General features: G+C 41.9%; 23 protein-coding genes. 3 read left to right on the top strand and 20 right to left on the bottom strand.

Annotation, left to right across the window (positions count from 1 at the left end):
* Positions 1 to 849 precede the first annotated feature (849 nt).
* A complete protein-coding gene (locus VMW39_06275; protein ID HUW23616.1) occupies positions 850 to 1,782 on the top strand; it encodes a M23 family metallopeptidase in 933 nt (310 codons plus the stop codon).
* A gap of 131 nt (positions 1,783 to 1,913) precedes the next feature.
* On the top strand, positions 1,914 to 2,312 hold the full coding sequence (locus VMW39_06270; protein ID HUW23615.1) for a polymer-forming cytoskeletal protein: 399 nt from the start codon (positions 1,914 to 1,916) through the stop codon (positions 2,310 to 2,312).
* Positions 2,313 to 2,330: 18 nt separating this feature from the next.
* Here VMW39_06270 and VMW39_06265 read toward each other — a convergent pair whose 3' ends face one another.
* Positions 2,331 to 2,867: a HEAT repeat domain-containing protein gene (locus VMW39_06265; GenBank protein HUW23614.1), complete on the bottom strand. Its 537-nt coding sequence runs from the start codon at positions 2,865 to 2,867 to the stop codon at positions 2,331 to 2,333.
* On the bottom strand, positions 2,864 to 3,757 hold the full coding sequence (locus VMW39_06260; GenBank protein ID HUW23613.1) for an AEC family transporter: 894 nt from the start codon (positions 3,755 to 3,757) through the stop codon (positions 2,864 to 2,866). The genes VMW39_06265 and VMW39_06260 overlap by 4 nt, the downstream gene beginning before the upstream one ends.
* Positions 3,758 to 3,816: 59 nt before the next feature.
* On the opposite strand from VMW39_06260, the gene VMW39_06255 reads away from it, so the two are divergent.
* Positions 3,817 to 4,497: a SurA N-terminal domain-containing protein gene (locus tag VMW39_06255; GenBank protein HUW23612.1), complete on the top strand. Its 681-nt coding sequence runs from the start codon at positions 3,817 to 3,819 to the stop codon at positions 4,495 to 4,497.
* Here the strand turns inward: VMW39_06255 and VMW39_06250 are convergent.
* The 18 genes from VMW39_06250 to argF form a co-directional block, all read right to left on the bottom strand.
* Complete coding sequence (locus tag VMW39_06250) at positions 4,494 to 5,096, bottom strand: Maf family protein (protein ID HUW23611.1); 603 nt, start codon at positions 5,094 to 5,096, stop codon at positions 4,494 to 4,496. The genes VMW39_06255 and VMW39_06250 overlap by 4 nt on opposite strands.
* Before the next feature lie 50 nt (positions 5,097 to 5,146).
* Positions 5,147 to 5,704 (bottom strand): Gx transporter family protein, encoded by a 558-nt coding sequence (locus tag VMW39_06245; GenBank protein ID HUW23610.1) that lies wholly within the window; start codon positions 5,702 to 5,704, stop codon positions 5,147 to 5,149.
* A 145-nt stretch (positions 5,705 to 5,849) separates the two neighbouring features.
* A complete protein-coding gene (locus VMW39_06240) occupies positions 5,850 to 6,215 on the bottom strand; it encodes a NusG domain II-containing protein (protein HUW23609.1) in 366 nt (121 codons plus the stop codon).
* Entirely contained in the window at positions 6,205 to 7,221 is a 1,017-nt protein-coding gene (locus VMW39_06235; GenBank protein HUW23608.1) for an FAD:protein FMN transferase, read from the bottom strand. The genes VMW39_06240 and VMW39_06235 overlap by 11 nt, the downstream gene beginning before the upstream one ends.
* On the bottom strand, positions 7,208 to 8,230 hold the full coding sequence (gene amrS, locus VMW39_06230) for an AmmeMemoRadiSam system radical SAM enzyme (protein HUW23607.1): 1,023 nt from the start codon (positions 8,228 to 8,230) through the stop codon (positions 7,208 to 7,210). Before amrS ends, VMW39_06235 begins: the two co-directional genes overlap by 14 nt.
* On the bottom strand, positions 8,227 to 8,565 hold the full coding sequence (gene cutA / locus VMW39_06225) for a divalent-cation tolerance protein CutA (GenBank protein ID HUW23606.1): 339 nt from the start codon (positions 8,563 to 8,565) through the stop codon (positions 8,227 to 8,229). The genes amrS and cutA overlap by 4 nt, the downstream gene beginning before the upstream one ends.
* A gap of 90 nt (positions 8,566 to 8,655) precedes the next feature.
* Positions 8,656 to 9,438, bottom strand: a complete 783-nt coding sequence (locus VMW39_06220; protein HUW23605.1) for an RnfABCDGE type electron transport complex subunit B — start codon at positions 9,436 to 9,438, stop codon at positions 8,656 to 8,658.
* Between the two features lie 7 nt (positions 9,439 to 9,445).
* Positions 9,446 to 10,033 carry an RnfABCDGE type electron transport complex subunit A gene (locus VMW39_06215; protein HUW23604.1) on the bottom strand — a complete coding sequence of 196 codons (588 nt, stop codon included), beginning with the start codon at positions 10,031 to 10,033 and terminating at the stop codon, positions 9,446 to 9,448.
* A 162-nt stretch (positions 10,034 to 10,195) separates the two neighbouring features.
* Positions 10,196 to 10,792 (bottom strand): electron transport complex subunit RsxE, encoded by a 597-nt coding sequence (rsxE, locus tag VMW39_06210; protein ID HUW23603.1) that lies wholly within the window; start codon positions 10,790 to 10,792, stop codon positions 10,196 to 10,198.
* A gap of 72 nt (positions 10,793 to 10,864) precedes the next feature.
* Positions 10,865 to 12,058 (bottom strand): gephyrin-like molybdotransferase Glp, encoded by a 1,194-nt coding sequence (glp, locus tag VMW39_06205; protein ID HUW23602.1) that lies wholly within the window; start codon positions 12,056 to 12,058, stop codon positions 10,865 to 10,867.
* 291 nt (positions 12,059 to 12,349) lie between these two features.
* Positions 12,350 to 13,183 (bottom strand): RnfABCDGE type electron transport complex subunit G, encoded by an 834-nt coding sequence (locus tag VMW39_06200; GenBank protein ID HUW23601.1) that lies wholly within the window; start codon positions 13,181 to 13,183, stop codon positions 12,350 to 12,352.
* A gap of 68 nt (positions 13,184 to 13,251) precedes the next feature.
* Positions 13,252 to 14,178, bottom strand: a complete 927-nt coding sequence (locus tag VMW39_06195; GenBank protein ID HUW23600.1) for an RnfABCDGE type electron transport complex subunit D — start codon at positions 14,176 to 14,178, stop codon at positions 13,252 to 13,254.
* A gap of 181 nt (positions 14,179 to 14,359) precedes the next feature.
* Complete coding sequence (rsxC, locus tag VMW39_06190; protein ID HUW23599.1) at positions 14,360 to 15,670, bottom strand: electron transport complex subunit RsxC; 1,311 nt, start codon at positions 15,668 to 15,670, stop codon at positions 14,360 to 14,362.
* A 92-nt stretch (positions 15,671 to 15,762) separates the two neighbouring features.
* Complete coding sequence (locus tag VMW39_06185; protein HUW23598.1) at positions 15,763 to 17,436, bottom strand: HD domain-containing phosphohydrolase; 1,674 nt, start codon at positions 17,434 to 17,436, stop codon at positions 15,763 to 15,765.
* A 61-nt stretch (positions 17,437 to 17,497) separates the two neighbouring features.
* Entirely contained in the window at positions 17,498 to 18,217 is a 720-nt protein-coding gene (locus VMW39_06180; protein HUW23597.1) for a DUF3307 domain-containing protein, read from the bottom strand.
* Positions 18,218 to 18,517: 300 nt separating this feature from the next.
* On the bottom strand, positions 18,518 to 19,522 hold the full coding sequence (locus VMW39_06175; GenBank protein HUW23596.1) for a PorV/PorQ family protein: 1,005 nt from the start codon (positions 19,520 to 19,522) through the stop codon (positions 18,518 to 18,520).
* A 319-nt stretch (positions 19,523 to 19,841) separates the two neighbouring features.
* Positions 19,842 to 20,756, bottom strand: a complete 915-nt coding sequence (locus VMW39_06170) for a histone deacetylase (GenBank protein ID HUW23595.1) — start codon at positions 20,754 to 20,756, stop codon at positions 19,842 to 19,844.
* 103 nt (positions 20,757 to 20,859) lie between these two features.
* Positions 20,860 to 21,491: ornithine carbamoyltransferase (gene argF / locus VMW39_06165; GenBank protein HUW23594.1), on the bottom strand; the 632-nt coding region annotated here is incomplete at its 5' end.

Here is a 21,491-nt window from a genome sequence, read left to right as displayed (position 1 = left end):
TGGCATTGTTCTAGTTGCGCCAGGAGATGCAAACGACTCTGGTTTAAGAATTCAGACAAGTTCAGGACTAAAGGCCTTGAGAAAATATGTGCCTCTCCCAACAGCATATGTGAGCCTCAGTTGGAGGAGGGAGGCCGCGTTCCGGACCTAGGACGTAGTATACGTAATGGTTACGGTTAGAGAGAATACCTCTTCCGGACCACCTATCGTCGGAGTGACCGTACGGGGAACATGGAGTGGAGCTTATAATGCCACTGTTTCCGGCACAACAAATGCAAGTGGCCAAGTCGGCTGGTGGCAGACAGACTGGATAGCAGCATCAAAACACGTCACATTCACCGTTAATAAAATAACGATAGGCAGCAATGAGTATAACCTTGCCGGAACATTGAGTGGTACAAGATAAACTTAAAAAGATAAAAGAACTCGTGTAAAAAAATCCCTCGATAAACTGGAGCTTTCTGTTCCAGGATCGAGGCATTTTTTTATATCTTGATGCTACTCTTGGTAACATGCGACCGCTTCGCTTTTGCTTCCTTCCCCCCTCACCCTTACCCTCTCCCCCAAGGGAGAGGGGACTTTTTTCTATATTTGAGGGGGGTTTTCGTGATTTCATCTATATCTATCTCTCTTTTTACTGTTTAAAAATGGGCTATTTTCTGAAGTTAACAAAAAATTAACATTTTTTTAACATGACTGTAACATATTTATGATATAATATTAGTGGGATTGATAGAAGCGAAGCCACTAAGAATCTTATTTATTCATACACTAATAAAAAACTCTTGACAAAATAGGTAATATTCTTGTATTTTAGTATAATATATAAAAAATAGGGGAGGGCAGGTGATGAAAAGAAGAATCCGCAAGTGGTTAGGAAGAAGATTAACCATTTTATTAATTCCTCATGATAAGTCCCGCCCGATACGAACTAGCCTCTCATTAAACTTTATCTATTCTGTCTTAATCCTATGGATATTTTCATCAGCCTGTTCAGTATTTATTATAAGTCAAGAAATAAACTACAGGGAAACTGTCAGAGCTAACAAGGAACTTCGCGAGAAAGCAGAATACTTCGCCAAGTCCCTGGCAGAAGAGAGGGACCTCATCTGTCAATTGAAGGAGATGGACACGCGACTCAGAGGACTCTTACATATGAAAAATCCCGAAGATATAGTCGAACTTGGTGGAATAGGTGGACCTTCCGCTGAGGATGCGTATAGTCTCACATTAGTAATGCAGAGTGGAAATGGCCTTAGCAAGGAATTGTTCCAGATGAATCTTAACGCACTGGAGAGGGAAACATGGGAAAGAAAACAGAGTTTCCACGAGATAAACGACTATCTCGCCTACCAGAGAAGTCTATTACTTGCCACCCCGTCTATATGGCCTACTTTTGGTCGGGTTACTTCGAGCTATGGCTGGCGACGCCATCCCTTAACTCAGAGGAGAGAGTTCCATTATGCAATTGATATTGCCAACCTAAAAGGGACCCCTGTCAGAGCAACTGCTGATGGGAGAGTGATAGTGGCTGGCTGGCAGGGAACCTATGGCCGCAGCGTAATGATCGACCATGGGCAGGGATTCTCTACCCGTTATGCCCACAACTCAACCGTACTGGTGAAGCCTGGAGAAAGAGTCAAGAGAGGACAGATCGTAGCCTTATCAGGTGATACAGGGTCAGTTACTGCGTCTCACGTCCATTACGAAGTCTGGTACCAAGGTAAACCTGTAAATCCCCTCCTTTATGTAAAAAGCAAACCATTTTTTACAAAACGTTAATCTAATAAATGCATCAGATTCTTACCTTCAGCAAATAGTTTCAGCACAAGCAGTACAGTCTTTCCAGATTGGATCGCGGTTTTGCAGAGGCTAAAGCAGCAAAATGTTAATTTCTTTTAGGAGGCAGAAGTATGTTTGGCAAGAAAGAAGACGTAGGAAAAGTCGGGAAGGTAGATACTCTGGTTGGCCAAGGCGCAGAAATCAAAGGAACAATCTCCACCAAAGGCACCCTCAGAATTGACGGTAGTATTGATGGTGGGGTGGCAAATGCTGAGGCAGTTATTGTAGGCGAAGATGGGAAAGTGAAGGGAGATATAAACGCTCAAACTGTAGTTGTGGGAGGGAAAATTACTGGAAATATTACTGCTTATGCCAGCATTGAAATGCTTCCCCATTCACAGGTCAAAGGGGATATCAGTGCACCGCAACTCTATATAGCCGAGGGAGCCATCTTTGAAGGAAACTGCATAATGAGCAAAAACCAGGAAAAAATAATCGAACCAGAATTTAAATCAAAAGATACAAAATAGTTCATCCATTTTCAAATTCTATTCTCTTATCCCTAATTTTATTATAACGTTCGTTATTTCCTCCCTTAAAGTTGCGTTTTCTACAATCTCTTCTGCTACTTCCAAATACTCGACAGCTTCTGGATTAGCCATTTCTTCTATAGCCTGAAGAGCGCAAAACCTTATCTTCTCCTGTTCAGCAGAGTCTTCAATTACTGCAATGAGTGCAAGGATGTTTCTATCATCTTCAATATAGCCTAATAAGTCACAAGCCCAATACCGGAATTTCCAATTTTTAGTCTTATCCTGAATCACGCTGACTAACACCGGTGAAGCTGCCTTACCTAAGTCGATCAGCCTTGCCGATTGCGTCATTGTAGACTTTCCCACAATATCCAGACTTTCGCTATTCTGGCAAATTTCTTCCACCTCATTAAGATTTTTCTTTATCGTCTTCTCTGTTTTTTCGTCAACATAGTACTCAGGAACAGGAAGGGGTATTCTTTTCCTGGGAGCAGGGTAACAGCTACTTAAGAAAAGAATTAAAATAACAAAATAGATATAGAGTTTTTTCATCTCAAGAAAGAAATTATTAAGGGAATGGTCACAAGGCTCAGGAGAGTGCCCACCAGAATCATCCCTGCAGCAAAGTCTGCATCTGCTTTATACTTTTTTGCGAAAATATATGTGAGCACTGCCGAAGGCATTGCTGAAGATACTAAAACTACGGAGGCCCCGGGACCCGAAAAATCAAGAAGCTTAACCAGGATTAGAGCTACCAGAAATCCCCCACCCACCCGTAGAATGACGCCAATATTTACCAGCTTAAGATGTCGCAGCCCGATAAAGTTCAGCTGGTACCCCACAAGAGCTACCATCGCCGGAAGAGCTACTACTTTGAGGCCCAGGGAAACATGGAGAAACGCCTGGGGAATACCTACCCTGGCCTGGTTTAGCACTATTCCCGCTAAAGCGGCGTAAATCATCGGCATTTTAATTATCTCCAAAAAATGCTCCTTACGGCTGACTAGATAAATGCCCAGCGTAAAGTGGAGCAGCCCCGCTATCAGACTGTAAATCACGCTATAGGTCATCCCCTCCTTGCCAAAAAAGAGGGTATTTATAGGAATTGGCAGATATATAGCGTTCATAAACATTATGGGAAGGCAAATCTGTCGAAACTCGACACCAGAGAGAGTAGAAAAAAGATATGCCATAAAACCGCAAGTAATAACAACTGCTGCGGCGATTAGGGCAACATTTCTTGCTATAAGTAAATCGGCTGAACTTTCCCACATAGAAAGTAAAAAGAAAAAAGGAATAAGCACATAGAGGGAACCCTCTATTACCACGGCAATTAATGGCTTGACAAACCTTGCCCTTACCTTTCCTATAAGATAGCCAATAAATACGAAAACAAAAACTTTGGATACTAATTTAAGAAGCACTTCTATCAGCGTGCCCATGACAATTTCCTTGACCAATACACTGAATTTTTAATATAATAATTTTAGGTGATGAGCAAATGATGAACTTTGTGAGAAAAAACTTAAAGATCTTTTTATGGTGTATTGCTATTGCATTTATTGGCGGTGTATTTCTCTGGAATTTCTCCACACGGCGCTTAATTGATTGCGTGGTTCAGGTTAACGGAACTAAAATTCCCTACTCTTCCTTTTTGGACTCAGTCAACACGAGAATTCGTAACTGGTACGACCAAAATCCCGAAGGAGAACTCAGCGATGACCAAAGAAGAGAAATCAAATCCGAAGTCCTGAATTCCCTTGTCCAGGAACAGCTCCTTCTTCAAGAAGCAAAAAAGTACGGAATTTATGCAAGCCAGAGCGAAGTAATAAATACAATACGCTCGCTTCCCCAATTCCAGAAAGAGGGAAAGTTTGACCCTCGATTATATTTTTACATTCTCCAAAACTATTTTCGCACCGAACCGGCTGTATATGAAACCCGGATTAAACGAGTAATTGCCAATCAAAAAATGAGAGATTTTATTATTTCCAGTGTTAAAGTCACCGACCAAGAAGTAAAAGACGAACACGAGCGAAGAAAACTAAAAGATAAAGAAGAAGATTTCAAGAAAGATTTTCTCCAAGAAAAGAAAATCCTCTTCTACAGGCAATGGCTGTTAAGCTTATATCAAAAAGCAAAGATAATTAACAACTTAGATAAAATTGAAGGAGGCTCCTAAACCTTCACGCTAAATTTTTCAAGCAACCCCTTCAATAATTTCCCGGGCATACCCACCACATTATCCACAGACCCTTCCAGCAACTTCACAAAGGCATCGTTCTTCTGTTTAACCCCATAAGCTCCTGCTTTATCCAAATGCATCCGGCTTACCCTGGAGAGCTCTCCACTTGTGAGCTTTTTCATCCTCACCCTGGAAACTTCATACCCCACAACCTTTTTACCCGTTTTAGCATCAACAACTGCAACTCCTGTATAAACTTCATGAGTTGTGCCACCCAATCGTCTCAAAATCTCTTTTGCTTCCTCGACTGTTTGGGGTTTGCCAATAATCTCGAATTTCAATCTCCCTCTATCAATAGTGGGTAGAGCAACTATCGTGTCCGCACCAATAACCAGTCCCTCAGAAAGCCTCCCAGAAACTTCTTTTGCTTTTCGTAACGCCAATTTCTCGACTATTTTCCAGGGCACCAATTTCCCTCTACAAGAGACCGGGTGTTCCTCGCAAAAGCGAGATGGCATCACTTGAAATTTTAAGCCCAACTGAGAGAGAATCTGTTGCCTGCGAGAAGAACTGGAAGCTAAAATCAATCTCTTCATCTTCCACCAATTCCGGGGACACAATACTTAATTCTGAGATGGTGAACAGTTTAACGGGGTTTATCAGCCTTTATCGTTATCTTCCTCATTTCCCTGCTCAAGTAATTTGCCCCGTAACCGGTTATAAAACCAGTAACCACCGCTGCCACTATCAAAAATGGGAGTGTTAAAAATACCCCCTTATGCCTTATCAGGAAAAGATAAGCAAGGAAAAGTTGCGTAACATTATGACTCACTGCTCCCAGAATGGACACTCCTATAATGCTAAAACCAAAAAGATACTGTGGAGAAGGATTGGACTTTCCTATCCTCCCCAGACTATAAACCCCACCCATTACCAGAGCACTCACCAGCGCACCAGAAAAACTCAAGAAGAAACCCGGGGTAAAAAATGTTCCTAGAAGGAAAGAACTCAAAATCGTCCTCAACACAGCCACCTGAACTGCTACGGCATATCCGAAGATAACCAGACTGGTCAAAGTAATCATATTTGCCAGCCCCAGCCGGAGCCAGGGAAGCGGATGGGGAAAGAGACTCTCCACTATCTGTAGCGTGGAAGCAACAGCAATCAAAACTGAAATATATGCTATTCTCTTCTTCCCATCCATCAAAACTGCCTCCAACATCAAAGAAATGGAGTAGCGGGTTCAATATATTCGACAAGGTAGTGTAGCCCTTTATGGGCGTAATCTTTACGGGGACAAGCCCCTACACTACCTACATAAATGCGGAGCTATCGCTCCGCTACTCCTCTTAATAACTCATTGCATCGATTTTAGGACTTTCCTTCCCTTCTATAGTGACCAACACTTTATTTGGTAAACAGATAATATTCTGGCCTGGTTTATTTATCCATCCTGTATTTACGCATATTTTTTGAAAACAGGATGATTCTACCGCTCTCATTCTTCCTTCTTTAATCTCTATAACCACCCTTCCTTTTTCACCCTCAAGATTAATCCTTCTATCTGTTTTTAAGGAGACCCTTTGAACGGGACCGTTACCAACTTTAATTAAAGCTTCCTTTCCCTCATTGGAAATAAAAAAAAGCCTCACAAAAGAGAAAGAGGCAATGGCAACCAGGGTAAACATTAGAATCCTATCATTTCTAGTTAACATACTCAATCTTGGAAATCAATCCCGAAGAAACGGAGACATCTCCTTCCTTATTAACAATAACTCCTTCTACCCCTTCTAAATTCTCAATTAAAGCCATGCCTTCTTTGGGGCCCAAAACAAATATTCCCGTAGCCAGTCCATCAGCAAAGGTAGCTTTTTTAGCCACAATAGTCACGCTCTGACACTCATCCGCAGGATAGCCTGTCTTGGGATTTATGATATGGTGGTATTTTTTCCCTCCAGAAAAAAAGAAACGTTCGTAATCGCCAGAAGTAACGATTGCCCTATCCTCTACCTCAATAGTTCCCAAAATCTCTCTTTCTCTTCGAGGGTGTCGAATACCGATCCGCCAGGATTTCCCCTGCTTTCTTCCCAAAACATACATATCTCCTCCTGCATTAACTATAGCGCTGTTTATATTCTTATCTTTCAAAACCTTTATTGCAGCATCCACCGCATATCCTTTGGCTATACCTCCGAGATCAATACCCATTCCTTTCTTGGCAAAACTGATTTTCCCATTTTGTAAAATCATATTCTTGTAGGCTACCAATTCCAATACCCTTTCGATTTTTCCTTTACTTGGCACTTCAAGATTCTCTCCCTCAAACTTCCAGATTTTCCGCAAGGGATAGATGGTAATATCAAAAGAGCCTTTAGTGAGCTTTGACAGGAGAACCGATTCCTCGAGCAATGAGAAAAGTTCATCGCTAACGGGTATCCAACCTTCTACCAATAGAGACCCTTTTTTTTCCTCAAGGAAAGCCTCCTTATTAATCCTGGAAACTTCGCTTCCCGGAAAAAAACAGGACATCTTCTGTTCAACTCTTTTCATCTCTTCCATTGAACTATTAATAGCTTTCTCCGCTTCAGCCTTCCTTTTGTGGTATACTTTGATTTCTACCACAGTATCCATCAAAAATTCCACTTTACTATATTCTTTCTTCCCGCAACCAGAAATAAAAATTATAATAAAGACAAAAATCAGAGCTCTAAATTTTTTCATTTTTCCTATCTAAAACCTTTATGTTTATTTTCTCTCCACAATTTTTGCAGCTTTCTCCCGCAAGACCCACCACCTTGGTATGGTAACCCCGGCGCTCAATAAGTACTTCCTTACAACTCGGACAGTAAGTATTAGATTCAGGTTTTTCCCAGACATTACCCAGGTATACATGCTTCAATTTCTTTTGAGCAATTTTTCTCACCCTTTCCAGAGTAGCCAGAGGTGTAGCTTTGATAGTCATCTTATAACATGGATAGTAACGGGAGAAATGTAAAGGAATTTTATCGGATAAAGAATAGAGCCAATCGGTCAGGTCTTTAACTTCACTATCAGAGTCATTGAGAGCGGGAATGACCAGATTTGTGACTTCCACGTGCTTCTTCTGCCTCACCATAATTTCCACCGTGCGTAGAACATCTCCTAACTTGGCTTTACAGTAATCCTTATAAAAATCGTTCCGAAAAGATTTAACATCAATATTGGCTGCGTCAATATAGGGTAAGAGATTGACCAGAGGCTCTTCATTAATATAACCATTAGTAACCAGAACGTTTTTCAAATTATATTTATGTGCTTCATGAGCAGTTTCCAGGAGATACTCAAAGTTAATCAACGGCTCATTATAAGTATAAGCTACGCCAATAGAACCGTATTCCTTTGCCAGTCTTACAGCATCATCAGAAGTAACAGTTTTGGTAGGAACCGCGTCCATTTCAGCCTGAGAAATCCCATAATTTTGACAACCCTTGCATTTAAAATTACAGCCAACTGTCCCCAGTGATAGAATTTCTCTTCCTGGATAAAAATGGTAGAGAGGCTTTTTCTCAATAGGGTCCAGATTTACTGAAGTGAATTGGTCATATACTAAAGCAAATAATTTCCCTTCCACATTTTTTCGTGTGCGACAGATGCCCGTCTTTCCATCATCAATGATGCATTGATGCGGACACAAGAAACACTGCACTTTATTCTCTTCCTCCAGCGGTAGGTAGTACAGTGCCTCCTTCATAAATCTCCTTTCCTTTTCCGTAAAGCAAGTGTATCAGAAATCCATTGTAAATAGTCTTTATTTCCTTCGACTATGGGAAGAGCAATTACTTCTGGAACCTCATAACTATGAATTTCCTTTACTCTTTTCACAACCTTGTTTACCATTTTCCCTTGAGTCTTAACCACCAACATCCACTCCTTACTCGATTCAATCTTACCCTTCCACCAGTAAAGGGACTCAACACCAGAGAGAATATTAACACAAGCTGCCAATTTCTCCTCTACCAAAACCCTGGCGAGTTTCTTTGCCTCTTCCTCACTCCCTGAAGTGATAAATATCACCATTTCGTTCATCCCGCCCCTCCTTGACTAAGTATATTAGAAAAAGGGGTCAGAGTCATTTTTCACCGCCCTTTCGGGAGGACTCCAAACCTTTACACAATCTCATTTCACCATTACTATCGAATTGGTTGGACATTTTTCAACACAGATTCCACAATTTGTGCACTTCTGGTAGTTGATGATAGCCAAATTATTTTCTATCTTAATAGCGCCCGGCTCACAAACCTTAACGCAGATACCACAGGCAATACAACCCAATTTACATATCTTCCGAACTATCGCTCCTTTATCAAGAGAACTACATTTCACGTAAACTTTAGCTTTTTTAGGAATGAGACTGATTACTTTTGTAGGGCAGACCTCAACACATTTTCCGCATGCGGTACATTTATCCATTAAAATCTCAGGCGTCTTACCCTTTTCCCAGTGAATTGCATCAAAAGGACAGACATCCTTACATGTGCCCAGTCCTAAACATGCATAACTGCAAGCCTTGTATCCATCAGCTACAAGATGGGCTGCGCGACAGTCTTTCACTCCGTTATAGTCATATTTTACCTTACTCTCATCCCCCTGACACATAACCCGGGCAACTTCCGCTTCTCTAACCTCAATTTTTTTTCCGAGAATCTCCCCTATTTTGTAAGCAGTCTCCTCACTAACCACTGGACAGGAAGTCACTCCGGCTTCACTTCTAAGTAAGGCCTCTGCCATACCCCTACACCCGGCAAAACCGCAAGCACCACAGTTAGTCCCTGGCAGGAGATTCAATATTTTTTCCTCTCTGGGATCAACCTTTACAGCAAACTTTTTGCCAGCCAGAGCTAAAAGAAGACCAAAAAGAAGTCCCAGACTACCCAAAGCAATTATAGAGATTAAGACCATAAGCTCCTCATAACCCAAACAGACCCTTGAAACCCAAAAATGCTAAAGACATCAAAGCAGCTATGAAAAATGCAGTGGGATATCCCTTTAAGGGCTCGGGAATGGGTGCAATCTCCAACCTGATTCTAATTCCAGTAAAGAGCATTATAGCTACTGTATAGCCTAAAGATACTCCCAGAGCATATATAACAGTTTGAATAAAAGCGTAATTATAATCGACGTGAAGGAAAGCGACTGCCAGGATAGCACAATTGGTGGTAACCAGAGGAAGATATATTCCCAGGGCTCGATACAGGTGAGGAATATGCCTTTTCAAGAAAAGTTCCTCCAACTGAACTAAAGAGGCGATGACCAATATGAAAGTTGAGATTTTCAGAAATTCCACATTCAGTGGCAACAGGAGAACGTGGTAGAAAATCCAAGTAACAGCTGAAGATATAGTCATTACGAAAATAACCGCCATACTCATCCCTAAGGAAACTTCCATCTGGCGAGAAACGCCAAAGAATGAACAGAGCCCAAGAAAGCGCATAAGTATAATGTTATTTATTAAAAGAGCCGAAATGAAGATACCGAATAAACTTACCTGGTCCATTAAATTCCTCTATTAAATCGAATTAAAGAATTTACCTCTAACACCCTGAGGATGAAGGGATAGTTACAGGAACTTCAATTCCGCCAGGTTTTCTGTAGTGTACCCTTTATGGGCGTAATTCTCACGGGCATAAAGCCCTACACTACCGAGCGACTCCGAAAACTATCTCTTCATCCTCCTTTTACTATTCCACATGTTGAGGATTCCCATTAGAAAACCAATAGTTAAATATGCTCCGGGAGGGAAAACCATAATCAAAGCAGGATGAAAGATGAATCTACTTGAGCCAAATATTGTACCATTCCCTAAAACCTCTCTAATTATTCCAATGGTGACTATCACCAAAATAAATCCCAATCCCATCCCCAGTGCATCCAAAAACGAATCTATCAGAGAGTTCCGATAGGCAAATGCCTCAGCCCGTGCCAAAATAATACAATTCACCACAATCAAGGGAATAAAAACACCCAAGGATCTATGAAGAGGTGGAAAATATGCAGCCATAAAATAATCAGATATAGTAACAAAAGTAGATATAATAATAACAAAGATAGGAATACGAATATCTTCAGGAATAACTTTACGACAAAGCGAAACTACCGTGCTGGAAAGAGTCAATACAAAAATTGTGGCAATCCCCATCCCCAGAGCATTAATTGCAGTATTGGAAACTGCCAGGAGAGGGCAGAGCCCGAGTACTAACACTAAAACCGGGTTCTCCCTCAGAACCCCATTAGTAAAACTTTTCAACTTAGCCATACCACTCACCATCCAACTTGCATAATCTGTAGTGTAACCCTTTATGGGCGTAATCTTTACGGGGACAATCCCCTACACTACCAATTGCACAGTTACTCTATCTCCTACTTTCAATGCTTTGGTGTTCTCCGGGATAATGGCAATGCCGTCACACTCTATCATTGATTTAAGAATTCCCGACCCCTGAGGACCTGTGAGAGAAGCAAAATATTTGTGATTCCTGTAATCCAATTTCACCCGGAGGAAATGTCTCCTATTATCCTTTTTCACTATGGGAGTTCTTAGAAAAGCAGAAATTTCAGGTAAATCTACAGCTCTATCCACGAACTTCATCATAAGGGGACGCACAAACTCCAGAAAGGAGACCATCGAAGAGACAGGATTGCCTGGCAAACCAAAAACTGGCATCCGCCCGATATAGCCAAAACTGATTGGCATCCCTGGTTTCATCGCTACCTTCCAGAATCTCTCTCTATATCCCAGAGAAGTCAGAGCCTCACGCACAAAATCGAACCTCCCCATAGAAACCCCGCCGGAAATAAGCATTATATCGGAATTAAGGCCCTTTCTCATTTTTCTCAACAGTTTAACTTTCTCATCGCCAGCTATTCCCAGAGGAAGCGGAACACCACCAAATTTTTCCACAAGACCACGTAAGGAAAATGTGTTTATATCTCTCACTTTGCCCGGACGCAACCTCTCCCCAGGTTCAATGATTTCATTACCGGTAACTAATATAGCCACCACTGGTTTTTGAAAGACCCTCACTCTCTTCCTCCCCATAGAAGCGAGCATCCCCAATTCACCTGGACCGAGAGCTGTGCCTTTCTCTAAAACCACCTCTCCTTTTCTCACATCTTCTCCTGAATAGCGCACATTTTTACCAGGTTTAATCTGGCGAAGTATTCTCACAATTCCTGAGGCAACTCTCTCTGTGTCCTCCACGGGAACAACACTATTACAACCTTCTGGAATCGGAGCACCTGTCATTATAGCCATAGCCTCACCCAGTTTTAATCTCTTGTTAACAGATTTCCCACAAGCCACAACCCCCACTACTTTCAACTCTCGAGGAACGCTCTTCAGATCATCTGTATCTATTGCATAGCCATCCATTGCCGAATTATCTGTATAGGGAACATTATTTTGAGCAGTTACATCTTCAGCAAGCACCCTTCTATGCACGCGAGAAAGAACTACCCATTCCCATTCCATCGGTTTGGTATCTTCAAGCACTATCTTTAAAGCCTGCCCAAACTTCAACATTTTATCTTCCCATTACTTTTTCTCAACTGACATTTGAAAGATAGTTTGTGATATGGAATCCCCCAATGAAATCGGGGGTGAAATACATCCCGCCCTTTCGAGGCTGTGTCACAATCCTGATTTGGGTAGCCGCAGGCTTTAGCCTGCGCAATTTCCCCGTCGAGAACGCAACCTGAAGGTTGCGGCTACCAAACAAAAAATCTAATTACGACACAGCCTCTTTCGGGCGGACTCCAAACTTTTTAGCGTTAAGAAATTTCTCAGCGATGAACAAAATATCTTTCAAATATCTCACCTCTCTATCCCTTTCTCCAGAGCATTAGTTACCGCCTCAATCAATCCCTTGCTGGAATAAGTCGCTCCACTAACTATATCCACATCGATATTCTGTTTTTCCAGTATTTCCTGAGGTATTTTCTCTCTAACCTTAGACCAGTATTCTACTACCTCTTGTCGCTCCAGAATAGCTATCCTTATTATCCGATGATTTTGCACAGTCACCCTCACCCTAATCGGTCCACTAAAGCCCCCTCCTTCGCCAGTGTAGCTCCCATCACGGATATATTTGAGAATCTCTACTTTCTTTAAATATTCCAGGAAGTCACCATATAAACCGAATAGTTCCTTAGCTCCCTCAAGTGCTGCCCGGGAAGAAATAGTCGCTGCCGTAATTGCCTCTACTTTCCCATGGGGATCTTCCTTTGTAAAGCTCAAATCCTCTGCTTTCAGTTTAATAAATTGTTTACTAAACCAATCCTCCACAATCTTAGACCCCAGACCGGGAGTCTCAATCTGGTTCAATATTTTCAGCCCTGTTATTTCTCCTTTCATATCGAATCCCATAATCATTTCTATTGGCCCAGAATAACCCCGCGTCTTTGTCTTTATACTCACTCCCACACGTTTTCCTCTCTCATCATATCCAATAAAGTATTCCTGTTCCCCAATATTTACAAGCTCAAATTCGCTTGCCTCGGGTAGAACTTCTTTCCGAGCTTCCCTTGCCTGCTGTTCAGCATAAGCATCTATTCTGGGCTTTGTGTTCTTATAAGTGAGACTAAGTGCCCAAGCTGCTAAAGAGGCAACAATCGCTAGCAATAAACTCCTAACTATAATTTTTTTCATCAGCAATCCCACAGGAATTACGTTAAGACCTTGGTCTGGTACTATTTACAGTGCCCTGTATCAGTTGTTCAACTACCGAAGACTTTTGGTTCAGTAATTTTATCAATTATAGGAGTTAACATATTCATAATCAGAATAGAGTAACAGACTCCTTCAGGAAACCCTCCCGTGAAGCGAATTAATACAGTTAGAAGCCCGCAACCTACACCAAATACCAGCTTCCCCTTCCTGGTTAAAGGCGAGGTAACCAAATCCGTTGCCATAAAGAAAGCCCCCAGAATAAGCCCACCAGCCATGATGTTGAACAAGGGATCTCTGTTAAAGAGAAGAGAGGCTAAACCAACCGTTCCAATATAACTTACTGGAATGTGCCAGGTAATCTGCTTCCTATATAGAAGGTATATTGCTCCAAGTAACAAGGCTAAAACAGAAATTTCACCCAAACTGCCAGCTCTATTACCTAAAAACATCTCTAAATACGATGGCAACCTTTGGTCCAACTCCATCTTCACTATTCCCAGAGGTGAAGCAGTAGTCACCCCATCAAAGGGTCTCGTCCATGTAGTCATATACACCGGCCAGGAAGCTAATAAGACAGCCCGCGCCACCAGTGCCGGATTGAATGGATTGTATCCCAACCCTCCAAAAATTTGCTTTCCCAAAGTAATGGCAACAAATGCACCTATTGCCACCATCCACAGAGGAGAAGAAGGAGGCAAGACAAAAGCTAAAAGCATTCCCGTAACAACAGGGCTTAGGTCTCCAACTGTAATCTTCTTTCTCCACAGCTTCTGCCAGAAAAACTCGCTTGCCACAGAAAAGAAGATGCTTACCGAAACAATAAGAAGTGCCCGCCATCCAAAAAAGATAATGGAAGCACCTAAAGCAGGAGAAAGGGCAAAGATTACATCAGACATTATTGTTCGGACATCTTCCCTTGCTCTAATATGTGGTGAGACAGAAACAATTAACCTTTGAGAAATAACTTCTTCCATTTTCCCCTTCTATATAGCAGAGCTCCGCTCTGCCGCTACAAACATTTAAAAGATAGTAACATGGAGTCCTTGCGAATCGCGTAGGGGCGACCCTTGTGGTCGCCCGAACCTCCTCCGATTTCATCGGAGACTCCAGACTTTTCCGCGTCAAGAAATTCCTTAGCTTTGAACAGACTATCTTTTAAGTCTTCTCCTTTACCTCTTCTTTCCCCCATTTAATATACTGGACCAGTGGAATCTTCGCCGGGCACACATAAGCACAAGCCCCGCATTCCATACAATCTAAAGGATTATATCTTCTTACACTCGCCCAATCCTTATGCTGCACATGTTGGGCTATCGCCGTAGGCATTAGGTTCACAGGACATACATCGATGCATTTGCCGCAACGTATACAGTCTCCTTCAGGAAAGGTTTCAGCTTCACTTAATATTAATATGCCGGAAGTCCCCTTAATTAGTGGGGTGTCGAGAGTATACTGGGCTATCCCCATCATAGGACCACCAGCAATTATCTTCTCTGGATTTCCCAATAATCCGCCGCACTGGGAGACTACATCCGCAAATAGTGTCCCTAAACGAACCCACAAATTTTGTGGTTGTTTAATGCCTGAACCAGTGACTGTAACAACCCTCTCAATCAGTGGAATCCCTCTTTTCACCGCCTGCCTTATGGCCAGGGCTGTCCCCACGTTATCCATCACTACTCCCACATCGAGTGGCAGTTTACCCGGAGGAACTCTTCTCTTTAGAACAGCATCAATCAAATGTTTTTCCGCACCTTGAGGATATTTTACCTTGAGCACTGCCAATTCTATACCGGGCTCTCGCCTTAGCTCCTTTTCCAAAAGAGAAATGACATCAGTTTTGTTGGCTTCTACTCCTATAATTCCTCTATCAGCATCGACTGTTTGCATGATTATTCTAAGTCCCTCGAGTATTTCTTGAGAGTATTCGAGCATCAACTTATGGTCGCAAGTCAGATATGGCTCACACTCACAACCATTCAGTATCACGGTATCTATTTCGCAACTTTCCGGTGGGGTGAGCTTAACATGGGTAGGAAAAGCCGCTCCTCCCAGCCCCGCTATTCCAGCACTCTTAACAATTTCTCTTAGCTCCTCAGGATAGAGGCGAAAATAATCCTCATGCGCTGTTAAATCACTCATCCATTCGTCTCTTCCATCAGATTCAACTATAACCGAAAGCACGGTATGACCCAATGGATGAGGCCAGGGTTTGATATCGAGGACTTTACCGGAGAGACTACTATGAACGGGTAAAGAGATGAATCCGTCACTTTCACCAATGAGTTGTCCGGTCTTAACTTCATCGCCAACTTCCACTATTGGCTTTGCCGGTCTACCCGTATGCTGAGAGAGGGGGATTACCACTTTCTTAGGTAGGGACGCCCTTCTTAAGGGTTGACCGGAAGTAAGTTCTTTAAAGTATGGAGGGTGGACTCCTCCTTTAAAACTAAACAACCTTTTCATTTTTTTACCTTAATACCAATTTACGGGGACAAGCCCCTACACTACCTACATTGACGCAGAGCTTCGTCCCGATTCATCGGGGCTACTCCAACTTATTCTTCTCTTATGATAAATCCCTTACGATAACCTGTTAAGAATGCCTCTACACACGCAGCATCCAATTGCGTACCTTTTACAACTTCCATCTCCTCAACTGCTGCCTTATCTGCAAGACCATTTCTATACGGACGTTCAGAAGTCAAGGCATCAAAAGTATCTGCCACGGAAAGTATCCTTGAAATCAAGGGAATATCCTCGCCTTTCAACTTATCGGGATAACCTTTTCCATCATACCTTTCATGGTGGTGACGAATATTGGGAATAAGTTCTTTCAATTGTGCAATTGGGGAAACTATCTCCGCTCCCAAAACAGGATGGCGACGAATGTGCTTCCAATCCTCATCTGTTAACTTATCTTTCTTTCTTAGAATCGAAATGGGAACACCTATCTTGCCCACATCGTGGAGTAGCCCACACAGTTGCACATCCCTTTGAGTTTTGTCGTCCAGACCTAACTCCTTAGCTATTAACATTGAAAATCTCGTTACTCTCTCAGAGTGACCACGAGTATAAGGATCTTTAGCATCAATAGCTGCTGCCAATGATTTTACTGTAGAAATATACATATCTTCCAAATCTTCGTAAAGCTTCGCTCTCTCAATAGCCACCGCTGCCTGAGCCGATAGCGGCTTAAATAAAACCATATCCCTCTCGGTAAAAGTTCTATCACCTCTTTTATTCATAACTTCCATTACACCAATAGTTCTCTCTTTAACCTTAAGGGGAACGCAAATTAACGATTTGGTCTTTTGCGTCAAAATCTCATCAATTTTTTTTGAAAAACGGTCATCCTTGGAAACATCATCAATTAACAGAGGCTGGTCGTTCTGTGCAACCCAACCGGCTACCCCTTCTCCCATATTCAGACTTAACTTCTTTACCTCCTCTTTCTTTGCTCCGCTGGCTGCCACAAACTGTAACTTCTTCTCTTTCTCATCGACCAGAAGCACCGAACATCCCTCGGCATCCATTACTTTCATCCCCCGTTCCATAATCGTATCCAGGAGAGGGTCCAATTGCATAGCTGAGGCTATAGCTTCAGTGGCTTTCAATAGATTATCTAACTCCACAACTTTTCTTTCCCGTTCATTAAATAGCATTGCATTCTCAATAACCATTACTATCTCATTGGAAAGAGAGACAATAAGTTTTTGGTCCTCCGCGGTAAAAGGGGCCACCCCTTTATCGCCTTCTTTTGATTCCTCTGTTGAAAGTTTCTTATTAAATACTTCTAAAACTCCTAAGGCTTCACCTTTACTTTTTAAGGGAACGCACAACGCATTTATCACAGTGCATCCTACAGCTTTACTTATCTCATCCCTGAATATGGGATACTCTGAAGCATCAGAAATAATCGCAGGTTCACCTACTTTCAAAATTGCCCCCATAACTCCTTTATTCAGCTTCCACTTGGGTTCTTCTCCCAATTCTTCTCTGAGACGACCGCCGATAGTGATGTGGGAGGATAATTCTCCTGTCGTCTGGTCAATGAGAATAATAACCCCTGCCTGAGCATTAACCAGTTCAATTGTCAGTCTCATCACCTCGTCTAAAACCTGCTCAAAGTTGCTGGCTAAATTAATTAATTGAGTAATTTTCTGCAAAGCTTCGAATCTAAAGTTCAACCTGTTTATAGTCTCTTCCAAGACAGAAATATCTTTTTCCATAATTATTCCCCCAATTCTTTAAAGCTCGAATTTATCCCAACGAAGATACAAGTTATTTTTATCAATTTAGCCTTAAAATTAACATTATTCCTACTGCTATAGCAGTATTGAAAATTAAGTCGAAGAAAGAAGAAAGACGAAATCGTTCTTCCCTTCTCTTTCTGAAGATGACATATCCACCGTGAATTATCCAGATTCCAGGAATTGCAAGATAATAATATCCCTTCAGTAACATTAAGCCCACTATCAGCATCCTTTCCACAGCTTGAATATATCTCTTAGACGAAGTTAAATCTGCTTTTCCACTACCATAGAACAAATTCTTAATATAGGAGATTAAAATACCTCCACCAAATCCAATAGATATAAAGGCAATTGCATATATTACTACATTATTATCATTGTATAGAGAAACCAATTTTGAAAGACCTTCTGGTGGAATCAATTTTGCCAAGCCGAATGGAAAGAGCATACCGAGAAAACCTATATGTAGAAATTGGTCAAGGAGAAATACCCAAATATTATTCAGGTGATACTTTTCAAAGACCAATACTTTGAGCCAGTCTTGTATGGCGTGAACAACCCAGAGGAAGAATATAAATTCCCACATTCTGGTTAAGTTCCAGTAAGGCCAGACTAAAAGAACCGCAAGTAACCCAAAGATGCCACTGTGGACAAAAGAGCCTAAGGGAGATTTGGTTTTGAACCGATATATGCTTGTAAATTGCAAAGGAAAGTCAGCAATTACATGAGCCAAAAGTAACCTATAAAAAACGAACATTTTTTAACCCTTTCCCGAATTCCGGGGACACAATACTTAATTATTTAGCCAAAAAATGAGAACGCAAAAAATGACTCTGACCCCTTTTCTCCTTTTAACTTACTCTACCCCCAAAACCTCATATACTTGAACTAACTCAGCTTTTCCTCTGATAGCCATTGGTTCCAGAACTTTTGCTTTAACGATATCCTTCACCATTCGAAATGAATCTTTTCATCTTTTCAATCCACTATTTGGAGTAGCAGAGCTTGCTCTGCGTCATTAACGCGAAACAAGTTTCGCTACTCCTTTATATTTACGTTACATCCTTATAGTCAAGGATATCCTATGCGTATTCCCTAAGTCGCCATAGGGAACCCAGACATAGTCTACTGCCATCCTCTTCCAGACAAATCCTGCTCCTGCCGAAAGTCCCGACAGGGCATTTAAGTCCTTAATGGTATTAGTCTTATATCCTGCCCTTGCGGCAAGTGCAATATCTTTCATCTTCTGGTAAACGAACTCAACACCAAAATGTCCGTTGGGAACATTATCTATGGGAGCATTGACATCACAAGCCAAGATGAGCTCAGATTTGATTGACTTCAGGTCATAAGTTTTAGCTATACCTGCTTTTATGTTGAGAGGCAATGGGTCGCTCTCTTTAACAAACTTTATCTTTGGACCGATATTCTGCACTGCAAATCCCACCTGCAATTTATCTCTTGAAAATTTCCCTCTTCGTATTCGAAGAGGAACTCTATAGATTAGTCCTATATCTATTGCTCCACCCCAGGCTGTCTCACTTTCTATCTTCTGATGGATTAGCTTCGCATTGGCGCCAATGGAGATTGACCTACTGATTTTACAGGCATAGGCTCCTGCCACAGCAATATCGTATGCTGCAAAAGTTCCTTCAGGCTCTGTGGTCTCAGTGGTTCTCTGTTCAAGACCCGTCGTATATAAGCCCATTGCGCTGATTCCAAAGCCGTGAGTTCCTTTTTCGGATTTGATAGGCTGCACATATCCCAAAAATTCGTACCTCATACCTTCCAGCCACTCATTGTGCATAGCAGTAATCTCTCTCTCTTCCAGTAAAGCTAAACCAGCGGGGTTCCAGTAAATAGTATTGGCATCATCAGCCACAGCTACAAAAGCGCCCCCCATTGCCACAGGACGCGCGCCTGCCTCAATCTTCAAGAAAGTTGCTCCGGTTGTGCCTACCTTCTCTTTGGAAAAGATTCCTGCTGAGCTTGTAGAAACAATCAACGGAAGAGAGATAGCAAGGAGTAGAAATATACCCATTACCCCGCTTTTCCTTCCCATTCTTCCTCCTTTTCAATATTAAGTATAATACAGGTATTATAATATTTCAGTGATTAAAGTCACGATTTAGATGTGATTTTAGTCACAAAAATAAAGGGCGGACCTATATTTACTCCGCCCTTATTATACCATAAATACTAAAATCTGTCAGTAACCAAGGTCACAAAAAGAGCTCATCGTCTTTAGGTAGTGTAGCCCTTCATGGGCGTAGTTTTTACGGGGATAAGTCTTTGGGCAACCATAAAGGTCGCCCCTACGCGACCAAAACCTTTACGGGCATAAAGCCCTACACTACAATAACTAACCTTCCTATTGTAGTTTATGATTTTTTAGAAAAGACGTTAATTGCGGTTCCTATTGTGTTACAGTGAATATCAACGGTATCGCTAACTTCAAACGCATAACCACCAGCTAGAACTATACAGAGCGGGATATTCGCATCCTTTGCCCAGCCGATTACAAGTTCATCTCTCTTTTTCAATCCCTCTATAGTCAAAGAAAGCCCTCCAATCTGGTCTCTCTCATACGGGTCAGCACCAGCCACAAAGAGCACTAGTTCTGGCTGGAAAGAACTTATTATCTCAGGAATATTCTCTTTTAGTTTTCCTAAATACTCCTCATCGCCTGTTCCATCAGCCAGTCCTATGTCCATGTCGCTGGGAGGCTTAATAGCAGGATAATTATTCTCCTGATGGATAGAAAAAGTGAACACGTTTCTATCTTCTTTGAAAGTATACGCTGTCCCATTTCCATGATGGAGGTCACAATCAACAATCAGGGCTTTCACTATCTTCTTAGCTCCCTGAAGATGCCTTATCCCACAGGCTATATCATTCAACACGCAGAATCCTTCTCCGTGGTCGGGAAAAGCATGATGAAATCCGCCGCCAATATGTATTCCCAAGCCACTTTCAATTGCATTCCTGCAAGCCTGAATAGTTCCACCCACGCAGAGAAGAGAAGCCTCAAGGAGTTCCGGCGAGTAGGGAAGTTCCATCGTGAGTATCTCCATCATTGATAACTTCCCCTCTTTGAGTTTATTGAGATATTCCTCAGTATGGACTGATAAGACGTCTTTTTCATCAGGCATAGGTGGTGAAAGGAAATCATCCTCTTTAAATAGTCCCTGTTTAATCAATTTCTTTTTAATCAATCCATACTTTTCGGTAGGGAATACATGCGCACCAATGTCTACTCTATATTTTTCTGAATATATAAGTTTAGTCTTTGCCATTGTTCTCGAATTCTGGGGACACAATACTTAATTATACATTTTATACTCTAGCCTCCCTTTCGGGAGGACTCCAAAAGAAGAAAAATAGAGTTGACCCCATTTTCTACATGAGGAATTCCAATATTGCCTTTTGTACGTGGAGTCTATTTTCTGCCTGGTCAAAAACAATTGAATTTGGCCCGTCAAGCACACCGTCGGTTATCTCTTCTCCCCTGTGGGCGGGAAGACAGTGCATAACCAGAACATCCTTCTTCGCTTTCCCCATGAGTCGTCCATTAACCTGGTAAGGCTTGAATACTTTCAGTCTTTTTTCTCTTTCCTTTTCCATCCCCATACTTACCCAGACATCAGTATAAATAACGTCAGCTTTCTTGACTGCCTCTTCCGGTTCATGCGAGACCTTAATATCTGCCCCGGTAGCTTTTGCCAAGTTCACACCTTCTCCGAGAACCTTCTTATCCGGCTCATATCCAGGCGGAGTAGAGATAACCAATTTCATCCCCAATCTTGCTGTCCCATTAATCCAGGAATTGGCTACGTTATTACCATCACCAACAAAAGTAACTTCTATCCCGGATAACTCTTTAGCTGAGAGACGAGAAAGTATCCCCTTCTTCTCGGCTATGGTGAATATGTCTGCCAATACCTGACAGGGATGCAACAGGTCACTCAATCCATTTATTACAGGAATGGTCGACTCCTTTGCCAATTCCACGACATCCTGATGCCGATATG

Source organism: bacterium (assembly GCA_035530055.1).
Classification (GTDB): Bacteria; UBA6262; WVXT01; order WVXT01; family WVXT01; genus WVXT01.
This window is presented reverse-complemented; position numbering and strand designations above follow the sequence as displayed.

Coding starts and splice junctions, on each gene's coding strand:
- VMW39_06275 (HUW23616.1), top strand. CDS start 850: ATGAAAAGAAGAATCCGCAAGTGGTTAGGAAGAAGATTAACCATTTTA.
- VMW39_06270 (HUW23615.1), top strand. CDS start 1,914: ATGTTTGGCAAGAAAGAAGACGTAGGAAAAGTCGGGAAGGTAGATACT.
- VMW39_06265 (HUW23614.1), bottom strand. CDS start 2,867: ATGAAAAAACTCTATATCTATTTTGTTATTTTAATTCTTTTCTTAAGT.
- VMW39_06260 (HUW23613.1), bottom strand. CDS start 3,757: ATGGGCACGCTGATAGAAGTGCTTCTTAAATTAGTATCCAAAGTTTTT.
- VMW39_06255 (HUW23612.1), top strand. CDS start 3,817: ATGATGAACTTTGTGAGAAAAAACTTAAAGATCTTTTTATGGTGTATT.
- VMW39_06250 (HUW23611.1), bottom strand. CDS start 5,096: ATGAAGAGATTGATTTTAGCTTCCAGTTCTTCTCGCAGGCAACAGATT.
- VMW39_06245 (HUW23610.1), bottom strand. CDS start 5,704: ATGGATGGGAAGAAGAGAATAGCATATATTTCAGTTTTGATTGCTGTT.
- VMW39_06240 (HUW23609.1), bottom strand. CDS start 6,215: ATGTTAACTAGAAATGATAGGATTCTAATGTTTACCCTGGTTGCCATT.
- VMW39_06235 (HUW23608.1), bottom strand. CDS start 7,221: ATGAAAAAATTTAGAGCTCTGATTTTTGTCTTTATTATAATTTTTATT.
- amrS (HUW23607.1), bottom strand. CDS start 8,230: ATGAAGGAGGCACTGTACTACCTACCGCTGGAGGAAGAGAATAAAGTG.
- cutA (HUW23606.1), bottom strand. CDS start 8,565: ATGAACGAAATGGTGATATTTATCACTTCAGGGAGTGAGGAAGAGGCA.
- VMW39_06220 (HUW23605.1), bottom strand. CDS start 9,438: ATGGTCTTAATCTCTATAATTGCTTTGGGTAGTCTGGGACTTCTTTTT.
- VMW39_06215 (HUW23604.1), bottom strand. CDS start 10,033: ATGGACCAGGTAAGTTTATTCGGTATCTTCATTTCGGCTCTTTTAATA.
- rsxE (HUW23603.1), bottom strand. CDS start 10,792: ATGGCTAAGTTGAAAAGTTTTACTAATGGGGTTCTGAGGGAGAACCCG.
- glp (HUW23602.1), bottom strand. CDS start 12,058: ATGTTGAAGTTTGGGCAGGCTTTAAAGATAGTGCTTGAAGATACCAAA.
- VMW39_06200 (HUW23601.1), bottom strand. CDS start 13,183: ATGAAAAAAATTATAGTTAGGAGTTTATTGCTAGCGATTGTTGCCTCT.
- VMW39_06195 (HUW23600.1), bottom strand. CDS start 14,178: ATGGAAGAAGTTATTTCTCAAAGGTTAATTGTTTCTGTCTCACCACAT.
- rsxC (HUW23599.1), bottom strand. CDS start 15,670: ATGAAAAGGTTGTTTAGTTTTAAAGGAGGAGTCCACCCTCCATACTTT.
- VMW39_06185 (HUW23598.1), bottom strand. CDS start 17,436: ATGGAAAAAGATATTTCTGTCTTGGAAGAGACTATAAACAGGTTGAAC.
- VMW39_06180 (HUW23597.1), bottom strand. CDS start 18,217: ATGTTCGTTTTTTATAGGTTACTTTTGGCTCATGTAATTGCTGACTTT.
- VMW39_06175 (HUW23596.1), bottom strand. CDS start 19,522: ATGGGAAGGAAAAGCGGGGTAATGGGTATATTTCTACTCCTTGCTATC.
- VMW39_06170 (HUW23595.1), bottom strand. CDS start 20,756: ATGGCAAAGACTAAACTTATATATTCAGAAAAATATAGAGTAGACATT.